Source organism: Devosia crocina, from assembly GCF_900116545.1.
Taxonomy (GTDB): Bacteria; Pseudomonadota; Alphaproteobacteria; order Rhizobiales; family Devosiaceae; genus Devosia; species Devosia crocina.
This window is the reverse complement of the sequence record NZ_FPCK01000001.1, coordinates 1649041-1663489: the sequence shown is the minus strand read 5'-3', so window position 1 is coordinate 1663489 and position 14449 is coordinate 1649041. Positions and strand designations below refer to the sequence as shown.

Genomic DNA, 14449 nt, shown 5'->3' with positions numbered 1-14449 from the left:
GACCACCAACCTGGTCCCCTCGCCCCTATGGGGGAGAGGGTTAGGGTGAGGGGGAGGCGCCCTCAGAACGGCGGGTCTTCGTCTGTGACGGTGGCGGCTTTCTTCTTCGCCGGCGCCTTCTTGGCAGCCGGCTTCTTCTCAGCCGTTGCCTTGGCGGTCGTTTTCTTTGCCGCAGCCTTTTTGGCTGGCGCCTTCTTCACCTTGGTGCCGGTCGCCTCCGCGCGCGCCGCGATCCATTCTATCGCCTGTTCGACCGTCACGTCCTCGGGCTTGATGTCCTTGGGAATGGTCGCGTTGACCTTGCCCTGGTTGACATAGGGGCCATAACGCCCTGCGCGGACGGTGATCGGCCCGTTGTCGTGCTCGAAGGTCTGGATCGCCGCGACAGCTGCGCCGCCCCCGCGCTTGAAGCCGCCGGCCGCCTTTTGCGCCAGCAGGTCCACCGCCCGGTTAAGCCCGACGGTAAACACCTCTTCGACATCGGGCAGGTTGGCATATTTGCCATCATGCAGAATGAACGGGCCATAGCGCCCGATACCGGCCGATATCGGCAGGCCGCTTTCCGGATGCAAGCCGACTTCGCGCGGCAAGGACAATAGCTGCAGGGCCTTTTCCAGGGTCATCGATCCCGGGTCCCACCCCTTGGGCAGGGACGAGCGCTTGGGCTCCTTGCCTTCGCCAAGCTGGACATAGGGACCGAAACGCCCCGATTTCAGATGCACTTCCTCGCCCGATTCCGGATCGGTGCCCAGAATGCCGTCGCCCGCTGCCGCTTCGCTCGACTGGCCCGAGGCAGCGTCGGAAAGCTGCATCGTGTGCTTGCACTCGGGATAGTTCGAACAGCCGATAAAGGCGCCGAATTTACCGAGCTTTAGCGAAAGCGTGCCGGTGCCGCAGGTCGGGCAGCGGCGTGGATCGGATCCGTCTTCCTTGGGCGGGAAAATGCGGCTCGCCAGGAGATCGTTGAGCGCGTCGAGAACTTCGGAAACCCGCAGGTCCTTGATCTCGTCGATATTGCCCGTGAAATCCTTCCAGAATTCGCGAAGCACTTCCTTGTAGTCGAGCTTGCCGTCGGAAATCTCGTCGAGCTGTTCCTCGAGGCCTGCGGTAAAGCCATATTCGACATAGCGGGTGAAGAAGCTTTCGAGGAACGCGGTGACGATGCGGCCGCGATCTTCGGGCACCAGTGCCTTGCCCTCGAGGCGCACATAGTTGCGGTCCTTGAGCGTCGAGACGATGGCAGCATAGGTCGAAGGCCGGCCGATACCGACTTCTTCCATCTTTTTGATCAGGCTCGCTTCGGTATAGCGGCTCGGCGGCTGGGTGAAATGCTGCTCGATGTCGACCTTTTGGAGCGCTGGCTTGTCACCCACCTTGAGCGGCGGCAATTCGCGGCTGTCTTCATCTTCGGTTTCCTCGTCGCTCTTGGCCTCCACGCCATAAAGCTTGAGAAAACCCGGGAAGGTGACGACAGAACCAACGGCGCGCAGGCTCACGGTGCGGCCGGGCACATTCACCGCGATATCCACTGAAGTGCGATCGATTTCGGCCGATGCCATCTGCGAGGCGACGGTCCGCCGCCAGATCAGGCCGTAGAGTTTCTGCTGGTCGGCATCGAGATGCAGGTCCTCGGGCCGCTTGAACATGTCGGTGGGACGGATCGCCTCGTGCGCTTCCTGGGCGTTCTTGGCTTTCGAGGAATAGACCCGCGCTTTTTCGGGCAGGAATTCGTTGCCGTAATATTTGCCGATCACCGAGCGGGCCATGGCGATGCCTTCAGGCGCCATCTGCACCGCGTCCGTACGCATATAGGTGATCAGCCCGTCCTCGTAGAGCCGCTGGGCGATCTGCATCGTGCGCGATGGCGAAAGGCCAAGGCGCGAGGAGGCGTCCTGCTGCAGCGAGGAGGTGGTGAAGGGCGCATAGGGATTGCGCTTGGTCGGCTTCTTTTCGACATTGGAGACGTTGAACTGCCCGGCCTCGATCAGCGACTTGAGCGCCCCGGCATCTTCACCATTCTTGATATCGAGCTTGTCGGTCTTCTTGCCGTCCACGGAAAACAGACGCGCGACAAAGCCCTTGCCGTTCTGGGCAAGAGACGCTTCAACGGACCAATATTCTTCCGCCTTGAATTTTTCGATTTCGGCTTCACGGTCGGAAACGAGGCGCAGCGACACCGACTGCACGCGCCCGGCGGATCGGGAGCCGGGCAACTTGCGCCAGAGGATCGGGGACAGCGTGAACCCCACAAGATAGTCGAGTGCGCGGCGCGCCAGGTAAGCGTCGACCAGCGGCATGTCGACATCGCGCGGATTGGCCATGGCCGTGGTCACGGCATCCTTGGTGATGGCGTTGAAGACGACACGCTGGACCTGCTGGTCCTTTTTCAGCGCCTTTTTCTGCCGCAGCACATCCAGAATGTGCCAGGAGATCGCTTCGCCTTCGCGATCAGGATCAGTCGCAAGGATCAGCCCGTCGGCTCCCTTGAGCGCGTTGGCGATATCGGACACACGCTTCTTGGAGGCCGTATCGACCTCCCAGGACATGGCGAAATCTTCATCGGGACGAACCGAGCCGTCCTTTGCCGGAAGGTCGCGGATATGGCCGAAGCTGGCCAGGACTTCATAGTCCTTGCCCAAATACTTGTTGATTGTCTTAGCCTTAGCCGGACTTTCAACGACGACGACCTTCATGGATGTTCCGTTCCGCAACGCTGCACTTGAGAGCGCGCAACATGGTGAACGCGAAAGGCGGTGTCAACGGGGGCTGGTGCCGTCCGTGTGTCTCCGCCGCTCAGGTGCCTTGGTAGACGCTGGTCAGAACCTCGATTTCGCGTGATCCACCCGAAACGATCTCGACCTCCCGGTTGTAGACCTGCTCACCCTGCTTGGCGAGAATAACATAGACGCCCTCTGCCAGCACCGTTGAAGGGAATGCGCCGCGCTCGGTGAAGACCGTTGCGCCCTCTGCCGTCTGGATCGTCCATTCGACGTCGGCGATCGCTTCGCCGCCTTCTTCGGAGACCAGTTTCAGCGATACCTCGCTGGCATGGTGATAGAGCGTGGCGTCGGTCAGCTCGCCCGGTTCCACCCTCAGGTCGGCGCGCACCGTCGCGTTGATCGTGCCGAAATGCGACACGATATGATAGGTGCCGGCATTGAGCGTAACGATGTCGTTTGGCGGCAGTCCCTCAGCAATCGGCACCCGATCGCTTTCTGAGCCCGCGGTGAAGATATCGAAGCGTAGCTGCGTCGGCGCAATCGGAATGTCTCCCGTCACTGCCGAATTGAGCCTCAGCGCGCCGGCCTCTAGATCGATCACCTTTTCATTTTGCCCCGGCGCCACCGAAAGCGGCTCGCTCAACTGCGCGCGGCCATAGGCGGCATGCACGACATATTGACCCGGTGGCAATTCCAGTTGCGCGGTGGCCGCTTCAGATTTGGCCACCAATTGCATGTTCCCGGCCGCATCAGGCGCGGTTTCGTAGACACGCCAGACAACGCCCTCGGGAATGGTGGGGCCATCCTGGGTGATGCGCGCGGTCAGCGTCACGGCCTGGGGCACGTCGGTCACCGCCGCAATCGCATCGGCTGCCGTCGTTCCGGTCGGCGTTGGCGTCGACTGTGCGGCATCGCGGTCAGGCCGCGGGCGGGGCAGGGGCGGTATCTCGGTTGTGTCCTGCGCGACGCTGGGAGTGGCCGGCGGCAGCACAAGGCTCGAAAGTCCGAACAAGACGCCGGTGATCAGGCGAGAAACGGGAAGCATGGTTTACGGGCCATCGCAAGAATTCAGGGCGCGTCCAACTTCGGTGAAGTCACAGGGCGCGGTCAGGGAAAAGCTGTGTCATAACACGCCTCGCTTGAAAACCGCCGCCGTTCGGTTCAAATCATTTTCATTCATGACCACTCTGATCAGGAAATCCCATGCCCGCCCGTCCAGAACTGCGTGACTATCTGCTGACGCGTCGCTCCGTCGGCCAAGCCTTTCTGGCCGAGCCCGGACCGAGCCCCGACGAGCTGCAAACGCTTTTGACCATCGCGACCCGCGTGCCCGACCATGGCAAGCTGGCCCCCTGGCGCCTCGTGACATTCACCGGGGATAATCGCGCCCGCGCTGGCGAAGCTCTGGCCGAACTCGCTCGCACCAAGCGCCCCGGCATCGACGAGGCGAGCCTTGAAAACGAACGCCGCCAGTTTCTTCCCGCGCCGCTCGTCGTCGGTGTGATCTCGACCGCGGCGCCGCACGTCAAGATACCCGAATTCGAGCAATTGCTCTCCGCCGGCAATGTTGCGTTCAATCTTGTCCACGGTGCCTATGCCCTCGGCTTCGCCGCCACATGGGTCACCCGCTGGTACAGTTTTGATTCTGATGCGGCGACACTTCTCGGTGCGCGAACAGGGGAGCGGTTTGTCGGCTTCGTCCACATCGGCACGCCCACCACCGTAATCGAAGATCGCCCACGTCCCGATCTCGCCGCCATCGTGTCCGAATGGGCACCGCAACGCGTTTAGCGGCTCTTTGTGTTAACCAGTTGTTAGCAATAACGGTGCATTCGTTAACCAATTGAGCATAAACCGCAGGCCGATAATGGGCGTCCAGTCCATCTCTGTTCCCCAAAATGTTGCCACCGCTCTGACTGCGGCTGGCAGCCGGAACGGCGTGGATTTCTCCTATCTTCTGCAAACCGCAATCCGCGAAAGCAGCCTCAATCCCGAGGCGCGGGCAAGCACGTCCTCGGCCGTCGGCCTCTTCCAATTTCTCGAGGGCACCTGGCTCCAGGTCATGAAGGAAGACGGCCCACGCCTTGGATATGGGCAGTATGCGAGCCTCATCCAGAAGGGCAGCAACGGCAGCTATCGCATTGCAGATCCAGCGACAAAAGCTGCAGTCCTCAAGCTGCGGGAAGACCCGCAGATAGCCGCCGACCTTGCCGCAGCCTTTACCCGCGGAAATGGCGAATACCTTGCGAACCGCTTCGGCCGGAACCCAAGTGCCGGCGAACTCTACATTGCGCACTTCCTCGGCGCCGAGGGCGCCGAGCGCATGTTCCGCGCCGGCCTTGAAAATCCCGATCAGCTGGCGGTCAATCTCTTTCCACGCCAGGCCGATGCCAATCACAACATCTTCTATTCAAACGGCCAACCCCGCACCATCCGCGAAGTTTACCGCGTCCTCGTCGCCAAGCACGAAGGCGTTGGGAATGCCGCATTCGCAGCCCAGCAGATGACGGGCGCATCGCCGTCTGCCGGCGTTCCCGATGGGGCGCCCGCAGTGCCCTCACGTTTTTCGAGCGAGAACATGTCCTTTACCGGTCTCTTCAAGACCGTACCCGACGAAGCCGAAGCACCTGCCGGAGGATCGGCCTTCTTTACTCAGCTCTACGCCCGTTAGTGCTGGTTAACAAAGCCCTCTTCCTCATGGTGAACCGTTCCTTAAGGTCTCTGCGCTAGTGTTTCTCTGCTCTGGTGCGGAGAAAGCCATGATCGAGTATAGCGAGTTTGTCCGGTTGTGCCGGTCCAGCGACAGCGATGAGCGCGGCCATGCCGCCCACCTCGCCGCGCTTGCTTATCTCGACCACAGTGGACCCGGTGATGAACACGCAGCGCTCTATGCCGCTCTTATCGGTTTTCTCGACGACCCTTCGGTAAAGGTGCGAGCAGCACTGGCCTACGGCCTCCTTCACTCCGAAGCAGCACCACGGCCGATTATCATGGCCTTACTGCAGGATAGCGCGATCATCTCACGGGCGGTCCTGCAATATTCGCCCATCCTGATCGATGCTGACCTATCCGTTTCGATCAAGACCGGCGGCCGCGCAATCTGGCTCGCCATTTCACAAAGAAGCTCCCTGTCGCACCGTGTTGCGGCACTTCTCGTTGATCAGGGCGACGAAGATATCACTCTGCGCATCATCCGGCGGCACGACATAGAACTCGATCCCTCGCTGCTGACCACCCTTGCCCAAGCGCGCGGCTCTGACGCGCAGATGCGTGGCGCTCTGCTCAGCCGCAATGATCTGCCTGCACCGGCAAGGCTGATTTTGGTGCAAAGAGTAGCGGAAGCTCTGCGCGCGACGCGGATCGTCAAGGGCGCTCTTGCGCCGGAGCGGCTGGAGCGCCTTTTGCGGGACGGCGCAGACACCGCTCTCTCGGCGATCGGGGAGACGGAATCCTGTTACGCTCGCAAGGACTTTGTCGCCGATCTTGTTGTCTCGAGCCGGATCAACGCGCGCGTGCTCCTGCATGCCGTCGTCACCGGGCATGTGATGTTCTTTGCTTCCTGCATCGCAGAACTGGCCGGCGTAATGCGTGATAAGGTCTTTACGCTTCTGGAGGGCGGAAGCCGCGCCTCTTTGGCTGCACTGTTTCTTCGTGCCGGCCTACCGGTCTCACTCGGTAAGGTGTTGATCCGGTTGGTTATCCACGCGCGAACGGCCGATCTCGCCGATGACGTGGCCGCCCGTCACTACGTCGTCACAGCGATGACCGAAGAGATGATCGCCGATCACGACGGCGATATCCCTGCTGATCTGCAAGAAGCGTTTGCCTATCTTAGTGAACAGAACATCGCGCTTGCGCGCAAAGCCGCTCGTGGGGTCATGCGGGCGTTTGCCCATACAACGAGCCTGCAGATGGCTCTGCCCCCGGCGGAAGCGCCAGAAATGCTCGAACTGCCTGCCGCCTAGAACTTGAACTGTTCGCTGAGAATGCGCTCTTCAAGGCTCTTTCCGGGGTCGAAGAGCAGCGTCACGCCATGCGTGCGATCTTCGTGGACGGTGACCTCGCGAACGTTCTGGATCTCGACATTGTCGGCAACTGCACTGACCGGCCGCTTCCCAGCTTCGCGCAGAGTGAAGCGCACCTTGGCGCTGTTCGTGAGAATCGCGCCGCGCCAGCGCCGGGGGCGGAATGGGGAAATGGGCGTCAGCGCCAGAAGGGGCGCCTCGATCGGCAGGATCGGCCCATGTGCCGACAGATTATATGCAGTCGATCCCGCAGGTGTGGCCAGCAAGATGCCGTCGCAGATTAGCTCTTCGAGCCGAACTTCGTTATCGACCGAGATCTGGACCTTGGCCGCTTGGTGAGTAGAGCGAAACAGGGACACTTCGTTGAAGGCGAGGGCGGTCTGACGCCCTCCGGAGCCATCGACCACTTCCATGAACAGGGGGTAGATCTCCGTTCTGTGCGCGCGTTCGAGGCGCTGCACCAGTTCAGTTTCGGAGAAGTCGTTCATCATGAAACCGACAGACCCGAAATTCATCCCGTAAACGGGCGTTCCGCGGCTCATGACGTCGTGCAGGGTCTGCAGCATCAACCCGTCGCCGCCCAAGGCGATAACGAAATCCGCTTCTTCCGTCGAGACCGTGCCGAACTGCTGGCGCAGTCGCGCAGCGGCGGCCTCGGCGCCTGCCGTTTCATTGGTCACAACGGCTATGCGTGGATCAGACACTGCGTTTCCTGCCCCCAATTGCATACGTCCATGCCGGAAAGCAGGAGTGCTGCGGCAATTGCGGTAGACTGCGCACCCCGGCGTGGTCAAGGGCAAAGCGCGCCCCTACGTTCAGCGCTTACCGGTCCATCACCCGGGAAATGGCGCGAGCCAGTTGCGCCTGATCGAATGGTTTACCCAGACGCTCCACGTCGCGGCCTTGAAGGTTGATATCATCTCCATAGCCGCTGGCGATGATGGCTGGCATACCGGCGCGCACTTGATCGATAGCTGCAATCAGCTCCGTGCCGGTCATGTTTGGCATGGCCTGATCGGTAATGACGAGGTCGATATCCTGATGTTCCTTGAAGCGCGCCAAGGCGTCGCGGCCGGAATAGGCTTCAACAACATCGTGTCCGAGATCTTCGAGCAGCGCCACGGTGTTCATCAGCACCAGCGCATCATCGTCGGCGACCAGGATTTTCAGGCGGCATTCCGCCTGGGGAACCACCTGCGGAAGCTCTGGAGCGACCTTGACCGGCTCAACCCCCACGATAGGTAGCCAGAGAATGGCGCTGGTGCCTTTTCTTACGGCGCTCTGCAATTCGAATGTGCCGCCGAGCTGCTTGGCCATGCCATGGACCATAGGCAGGCCCAGTCCCGTTCCCTTGCCGACCCCCTTGGTCGTAAAGAATGGTTCTGTCGCCCGCCTCAATGTTTCTGCATCCATTCCAGTGCCGCTGTCCTTGACTGCAAGGCGGAGGTAGGTGCCGGGCGCAAGTTCCCGCGACGAGCGCTTTTCCACTTGTTCGCAGGTGGCGGATATCACGATCGGCCCACCGTCCGGGGACGCATCACGCGCATTGACGATCAGGTTCAGGAGCGCCATCTCCAACTGGTTGGCATCTGCGCGAACGGCTGGCAATTTCAGCGGAAAGCGAGTGGAGATCGGCCATTCCGGTCCAATCGAGCGCTGCACCAGGTCATTCATGCCCGAGAGCAGTTGCACCACATCAACACAGTCGAGGTTGAGATCCTGCCGCCGTGCGAAGGCCAGCATGCGCTGCGTCAGGGTTGCTCCCCGCTGAGCGCCTTCCTTGGCGTTGTCGAGCAGACGGTGCAGCGTCGGATCGTCGGGCAAACGCTTCCGCAGAAGGTCGAGACTGCTCATGACTGCCATCAGCAGATTATTGAAGTCGTGCGCCACGCCACCGGTCAGCTGTCCGATCGCCTCCATTTTCTGGGACTGGAACAGGGCCTCACGCGCAGCTTCCAGCTCGCGTTGAGATATCTCGCGCTCCGTGACATCCCTTGTGATCTTGGCAAAGCCAATCGGGCGCCCTTCGTCGTCGCGGATAGCGTCAAGGACGACACTGGCACGGAACCGCTCGCCGTTCTTGCGCACTCTCCATCCTTCAGCAAGGAAGCGCCCCTCCGTGCGCGCCGTTTCGAGTGCCCTGACGGGTTCGCCGTTCGCCCGGTCTTCCTCAGTATAGAACTGGGAGAAGTGCTGGCCCATGATCTCTTCGGGCTCATAGCCCTTGATCCGGCGGGCGCCTTCGTTCCAACTCGAAACGTGGCCATCCAGGTCCAGCATATAGATGGCGTAATCGGTGACGCCTTGGACCAGGTGCCTGAACTGTTCTTCGCTCTCGTTGAGCGCAGCTTCGACCTGCCGCCTATCCGTTACGTCCCGCCCATAGGCATAAACCTGGCCGTGTTCGAGCGTAGTGTGCCACTCGATGCGGTGATAGGTTCCATCGATTGCGCGGAAGCGGTTCTCGTAATTATTGAGATCCTGATCGCTCAACGCACGGGACAGCGCGGAATTGCTCGGCGCGACGTCATCTGGGTGCATGAAATCGCTGAAGTGTCGCCCGATAACATCCTCGGGCGCATGTCCCAAGATGCGCGTCCATGAAGGGCTGACGGAAACAAAACGCCCCTCGACATCGACGACCACCATGATGTCACGCGAAACGCTCCAGATCCTGTCCGCGCGACGCCGCTCGTTGCTCAGGGCCACGATATGAGCAAGCGCAGCACCGATCTGACTGGCTGCAAGCTGCGCCATGTTCAGGATATCTGGATCATCGCCTCGATAGGGGTTGAGCCCCAGAAACAGCGTGCCGGCCGACTGCTCAGCCCCAAACTGGGGTATCGCAATCGCAATGGCCTTGGTAGGTCGCCGGTCCCACGCGCCGGTGGGCCAGTCAATTCCACTCGGAAGATCGACAATGAGGCCATGAGAATCCGGGGTAACGTCGTTAAGCCCTGCTGTAGCCCAAGCCGGTTCTGTCTGCTCCCCCTCAAGGCGAAGCGCGGCAAATGGAAAGTCGCGCTCATTGGTCGCAAAGGCCGAGTGGACTGCTGTTAGCAGTGAAGGCTTGTCGGTTGCCGTAGAGAGCTTGAGGCCCAATTGGCGGAGCGTCTCGAGGCGCCGTTCGCTGATGATGCGGCCTGTTTCTTCGGTTACGACGCAAAGAAGTCCACCGACTGTGTCATCCCCAGCAAAGAGCGGACTATACGAAAAGCTGTGGTAGGTTTCCTCAGGATAGCCGCTGCGCTCGAGAATAAGCAGCAGCGCCTTGTTCCAGGTGGCTTCACCGGAACGCACGCGCGCCACCTGATCAGCAACATCGTCATACACCTCAGCCCACACCTGCTTGAGCGGCCGTCCAAGCATGTGAGGGTGTTTGATACCAAGTGTGGGGATATAGGCGTCATTGTAGAAGAAGTGTAGGTCAGGTCCCCAGCCCAGCCACATCTCGAAGCGCGATGTCAGCATGATCTTGAGCGGTATACGCAAGGCATCCGGCCAGTGTGTGGGATCCCCCAGGGCAGTTCCTGCCCAATCAGTCTCGCGCATACGTTGCGCCATCTCGCTGCTGCCAGGAAAAATGTCAGCAAGTTCAATATCGGTAACGCTAACCACTGCTCTCCCCCGAATGGCTGCGTCCGAACGACGAGGCACTATGATTGGTTGCAGAGCACTTAGGCTAACATGAGTCACGGATGAAGCGGCGATATGAAATCGCCCTAGAGCGGGAGGCAGGAAGGCGGCGCCAAAATCTGCAGCACTCCGAAAGCTTGACAGCTCTCCGCTGATCGGCGCTTTGTTCGCCCATGATGCAGCCTCGCCCAATTGTCGTTCTCGATCAGCTCTCGCGTAAGCTCGGTGGGGTGTCGGCCCTTGATGGCTTCTCGCTCAGTATCGATGAGGGAGAGATCGTTTGCCTTGTGGGCCATTCGGGCTGCGGTAAGTCCACGCTCCTGCGTGTCATCGCAGGCATTGAGACGCTTGATGCTGGAGCCGTTACGCTGAACGGTCAGCTTGTCTCGGGGCAATCGGTTTTCGTCGAGCCCGAGCAGCGTAAAGTCGGCTTCATGTTTCAGGACTATGCGCTTTTTCCGCACCTGACCGCGCGACAGAATATCGCATTTGGCCTCAAGCGGATGGACCGCACGGCTCGCGACGAGCGCGTAAGCGACATCATTAAGCGGCTAGGCATCGATGCTCTGAGCGCTAAATACCCTCATCAACTGTCCGGCGGTGAACAGCAACGGATCGCGTTGGCGCGAGCCTTGGCGCCCCAGCCGGCCATCCTTCTGATGGATGAGCCGTTTTCTAACCTGGACCGGGGGCTGCGCGAAAGTGTGCGGCTCGAAACTCTGAACCTGCTTCGTGCGCTAGGCACCACGGCGATTATCGTGACGCACGACCCCGAAGAGGCACTGTCGACCGGAGACACAGTCGCCCTGATGCACAAGGGGCGTCTGGTAGAGGCGGGGACGGGCGAGGCAGTCTACGCCAAGCCTCAAACCGCCTATGCCGCCAGCTTTTTCTCTCAGCTTAATCGCGTGCCGGCATGCAGGGATGGAGCAGCAGCATCAAGCCCGCTGGGGCGATTTCCTCTCGCCCCTGATCATCCTGAACCTATCGAGCTGCTGATCCGCCCGCATTCGCTGTTTCTGACGCAGGATGGAACGGCAGCAAGAGTTGTCGATCGTGCGTTCCGCGGCGAGATCGAACAACTTGTACTTGCTGTCGACGGTCTTGCAGAGCCGCTGATCATGCGCAGCAGCCGCAACAGTGGAGCCGAGATCGGGCAGATCGTTCGCGTTTCAGTCAGGCCAGAGGAGGCGATGATCTTCGATTCAAGCCATAGGGAAAGCTCCACCTGATAACTTGATTTGCAACATCATGTATGACATTCAGGCCTCGGGCGCGTCCTAGGCCTCAAGCGCCCTTGATGCATGATTACACCAAGGGAATATCATCACCATGTTTGCAAAGACCTTCGGCGTCGCCAGTCTGCTGGCCCTTAGCCTCGCCGTTCCTGCTCTGGCGCAGGAAGTCAACATCTATACGACGCGCGAGCCGGGGCTGATCCAGCCTATTCTCGATGCCTTCACTGCCGAAACCGGTGTGACGGTCAACACGGTCTTCCTTGAAAACGGCCTCATTGAGCGCGTTCAGGCCGAAGGCGAAAGCTCCCCTGCCGATATCCTGATGACAGTCGATTTCGGCGCCCTGATCGATCTGGTCAACGCGGGGGTGACTCAGCCGGTGCAGTCGGATGTTCTGGAAGAGGCGATCCCAGCAGCCTTGCGTGATGCGGATGGCAACTGGTTTGCCCTTTCTGGCCGCGCCCGTGTCGTCTATGCAGCCAAGGACCTTGCTCTGGACAGCATCACCTACGAGCAGCTGGCCGACGAGGAGTGGAAGGGCCGCCTCTGCATTCGCTCAGGTCAGCATCCCTATAACACCGCCATGTTTGCCGCCTACATGGCCAAGCATGGCGAGGAAGCCAGCAAGACCTGGCTCGAAGGTATCAAGGCCAACCAGGCCCGTGCGGCTGCGGGCGGCGACCGTGACGGCGCGCGTGATATCGCCGCCGGCATCTGCGATATCGCTGTTGCCAACTCCTACTATTATGGCCTGATGACAAGCGGCGCCGGTGGCGAAGAGCAGAAGGCCTGGGCCGACGAGGTCAAGGTGATCCTGCCGACATTTGAAGGTGGCGGTACTCTGGTCAATGTCAGCGGTGCTGCGGTGGCGGCACATGCGCCGAACCGCGATGAAGCAGTTCAGCTGCTCGAATATCTCGCTTCTGAAGAAGCCCAGAAACTTTACGCGGAAGCTAACTTCGAGCATCCCGTCAATGCAAGCGCCGATGTCCACCCCATCATCGGCGAAATCGGCGAACTGAACGTGGATTCCATGGCTCTGACCGAAATTCTCCCGTTCCGTCAGCGCGCCAGCGAGCTGGTTGACGAAGTCAACTTCGATACCTTCGAAAACTGATGAAGATGCGGCAGGTTCGCCTGCCGCATTCCCGATGACGGTTTCTGCGTTCAGCTCTCAGGCAAGGCAGCGCAGCCTGCCAATCACAATCTGGACTGCGACGGCTCTAGCCGTTGCGGCATTTGTGCTTTTGCCGGTGGCGACAATCGCCCTGATTTCGCTGGCCGACACGGGCACACTCTGGAGTCACGTGGTCGCACATGTGCTGCCACAAGCAGTCTGGAACACCGTAGTGCTTCTTCTGGGCACGGGCGTTCTGGCAATCAGCATCGGAACAGGCGCTGCCTGGCTCGTCACGGCCTATGATTTTCGGGGTAGAGGCTTTGTCGAATGGGCCCTGCTGCTTCCGCTCGCCGTGCCCACCTATATCATGGCTTATGCCTATCTCGATGTTCTCAGCCCACTTGGTCCATTCCAGGGCGCCATTCGTTGGCTCCTAGGCTATTCGAGCCCGCGTGAATTTCGCCTGCCGGATATCAGGTCGATGTGGGGTGCGATCCTCGTCTTCGGTTTCGTGCTCTATCCCTATGTCTACCTGACCGTCAGAGCGATGTTCCTCACTCAGGCCGCCAACTATGTGGAAGTGTCGCGAACGCTTGGGGTCAGCCGCAATCTGGTCTTCTGGCGTGTCGCTCTGCCGCTTGCCCGTCCGGCCATCGCGGTGGGCGCAGCACTTGCCTTGATGGAAGTGCTCAACGACGTCGGCGCAGTGCAGTTTTTGGGCGTAAGAACCCTCACCGCGTCGGTTTATACCACCTGGATCGTGCGGGCTGATCTGGCAGGCGCGGCGCAGATCGCCATGTCCATGTTGGTTTTCGTGACCGCTCTTGTGCTCTTTGAAAGAGTTGCGCGGCGCAACCAGCGCTATGCGAGCAGTGCTCAACGATCCAGATCCATGCCGCCAGAGCAGCTCCGCGGGCCCAAGGCGCTTCTCGTTTTCGCGCTGAGCCTCTTCCCCATCCTTGTCGGCTTCCTTGGTCCTGCGATCTATCTGATCGTTGCTGCAGTCCATCGTCTCGAATTTGCAGGATTCTCGCCTGCGTTGCTGCGCGCTGCCATCAACACCGTTTCAGCCTCGGCGTTGGCAACGGTGATCATTCTGATCCTCGGATTTCTGTTGCCCTACGCTGCCCGAATGCGGCCGGGGCAGGGGACGCCGATTGCTGCACGTGTTGCGACTCTCGGCTACGCAGTTCCCGGCACCGTACTCGCGATCGGTATATTGATCCCCGTCGCGGCCTTCGATCGTACCCTGGACGCCTGGTTACGCGCCAATCTGGGCTGGTCTTCCGGGCTCCTGCTGCTCGGCTCGGGAGCGGCGCTGATCTATGCCTATACGGCGCGCTTCCTGGCTATCGCAGTAGGTGGAGTCGAGGCCGGGTTGAGCCGGCTGCCGCTGTCGTTCGACCACGCAGCACGCACGCTGGGGCAGGGGCCGGGCGGCATGCTCAGGCATGTCCACCTGCCGCTGACACGTCCGGCGCTGACCGCCGCGGGGCTGCTGGTCTTTGTCGACTGCATGAAGGAGCTTCCCGCAACGCTTCTGCTTCGGCCGCTCAACTTCGAGAGCCTCTCGACGCTTTTGTATGGTGAAGCGGCTCGCGGCACATACGAGGATGCAGCAATCGCTGCCCTCATGATCGTGGCAATTGGCATCCTGCCGGTGATCCTTCTTGCCCGTAGCGGAAGCGCCGCGAGGCGCTGACATCTAAC

10 protein-coding genes are annotated in these 14449 nt (G+C 60.5%); 6 read left to right on the top strand and 4 right to left on the bottom strand.

Annotated features, from left to right (window positions below; all coding sequences use genetic code 11):
* Window positions 1–62: 62 nt before the first annotated feature.
* The gene (gene topA / locus BM364_RS08035) at window positions 63–2693 is read right to left on the bottom strand and encodes a type I DNA topoisomerase (RefSeq protein WP_092423133.1); all 2631 of its coding nucleotides are present in this window, start codon (window positions 2691–2693) and stop codon (window positions 63–65) included.
* 100 nt (window positions 2694–2793) lie between these two features.
* On the bottom strand, window positions 2794–3765 hold the full coding sequence (locus tag BM364_RS08030; protein WP_092423131.1) for a hypothetical protein: 972 nt from the start codon (window positions 3763–3765) through the stop codon (window positions 2794–2796).
* A gap of 158 nt (window positions 3766–3923) precedes the next feature.
* Between BM364_RS08030 and BM364_RS08025 the strand changes: the two genes are divergently transcribed.
* From BM364_RS08025 to BM364_RS08015, 3 genes are all read left to right on the top strand, one after another.
* Window positions 3924–4511: a nitroreductase family protein gene (locus BM364_RS08025; RefSeq protein WP_092423129.1), complete on the top strand. Its 588-nt coding sequence runs from the start codon at window positions 3924–3926 to the stop codon at window positions 4509–4511.
* Window positions 4512–4587: 76 nt separating this feature from the next.
* Complete coding sequence (locus BM364_RS08020) at window positions 4588–5391, top strand: transglycosylase SLT domain-containing protein (RefSeq protein ID WP_092423127.1); 804 nt, start codon at window positions 4588–4590, stop codon at window positions 5389–5391.
* A gap of 88 nt (window positions 5392–5479) precedes the next feature.
* On the top strand, window positions 5480–6685 hold the full coding sequence (locus BM364_RS08015) for a DUF2336 domain-containing protein (RefSeq protein WP_092423125.1): 1206 nt from the start codon (window positions 5480–5482) through the stop codon (window positions 6683–6685).
* On the opposite strand, the gene BM364_RS08010 is transcribed toward BM364_RS08015, so the two are convergent.
* Both BM364_RS08010 and BM364_RS08005 read right to left on the bottom strand, forming a co-directional pair.
* Entirely contained in the window at window positions 6682–7449 is a 768-nt protein-coding gene (locus tag BM364_RS08010; RefSeq protein ID WP_244542798.1) for an NAD kinase, read from the bottom strand. The genes BM364_RS08015 and BM364_RS08010 overlap by 4 nt on opposite strands.
* 118 nt (window positions 7450–7567) lie before the next feature.
* Window positions 7568–9502 carry a hybrid sensor histidine kinase/response regulator gene (locus BM364_RS08005; protein WP_092423993.1) on the bottom strand — a complete coding sequence of 645 codons (1935 nt, stop codon included), beginning with the start codon at window positions 9500–9502 and terminating at the stop codon, window positions 7568–7570.
* A gap of 1052 nt (window positions 9503–10554) precedes the next feature.
* Between BM364_RS08005 and BM364_RS08000 the strand changes: the two genes are divergently transcribed.
* From BM364_RS08000 to BM364_RS07990, 3 genes are all read left to right on the top strand, one after another.
* Complete coding sequence (locus tag BM364_RS08000; RefSeq protein WP_092423121.1) at window positions 10555–11613, top strand: ABC transporter ATP-binding protein; 1059 nt, start codon at window positions 10555–10557, stop codon at window positions 11611–11613.
* A gap of 100 nt (window positions 11614–11713) precedes the next feature.
* A complete protein-coding gene (locus tag BM364_RS07995) occupies window positions 11714–12736 on the top strand; it encodes an extracellular solute-binding protein (protein ID WP_425284873.1) in 1023 nt (340 codons plus the stop codon).
* Between the two features lie 34 nt (window positions 12737–12770).
* On the top strand, window positions 12771–14441 hold the full coding sequence (locus tag BM364_RS07990; protein WP_092423117.1) for an ABC transporter permease: 1671 nt from the start codon (window positions 12771–12773) through the stop codon (window positions 14439–14441).
* Window positions 14442–14449: the final 8 nt, after the last annotated feature.

Bases quoted from the DNA above. Each gene is read 5' to 3' on its own strand.
- BM364_RS07990 (WP_092423117.1), top strand. From the start codon at position 12,771: ATGACGGTTTCTGCGTTCAGCTCTCAGGCAAGGCAGCGCAGCCTGCCA.
- BM364_RS08025 (WP_092423129.1), top strand. From the start codon at position 3,924: ATGCCCGCCCGTCCAGAACTGCGTGACTATCTGCTGACGCGTCGCTCC.
- BM364_RS08030 (WP_092423131.1), bottom strand. From the start codon at position 3,765: ATGCTTCCCGTTTCTCGCCTGATCACCGGCGTCTTGTTCGGACTTTCG.
- BM364_RS08015 (WP_092423125.1), top strand. From the start codon at position 5,480: ATGATCGAGTATAGCGAGTTTGTCCGGTTGTGCCGGTCCAGCGACAGC.
- BM364_RS08000 (WP_092423121.1), top strand. From the start codon at position 10,555: ATGATGCAGCCTCGCCCAATTGTCGTTCTCGATCAGCTCTCGCGTAAG.
- BM364_RS07995 (WP_425284873.1), top strand. From the start codon at position 11,714: ATGTTTGCAAAGACCTTCGGCGTCGCCAGTCTGCTGGCCCTTAGCCTC.
- BM364_RS08005 (WP_092423993.1), bottom strand. From the start codon at position 9,502: ATGGCGCAGCTTGCAGCCAGTCAGATCGGTGCTGCGCTTGCTCATATC.
- BM364_RS08020 (WP_092423127.1), top strand. From the start codon at position 4,588: ATGGGCGTCCAGTCCATCTCTGTTCCCCAAAATGTTGCCACCGCTCTG.
- topA (WP_092423133.1), bottom strand. From the start codon at position 2,693: ATGAAGGTCGTCGTCGTTGAAAGTCCGGCTAAGGCTAAGACAATCAAC.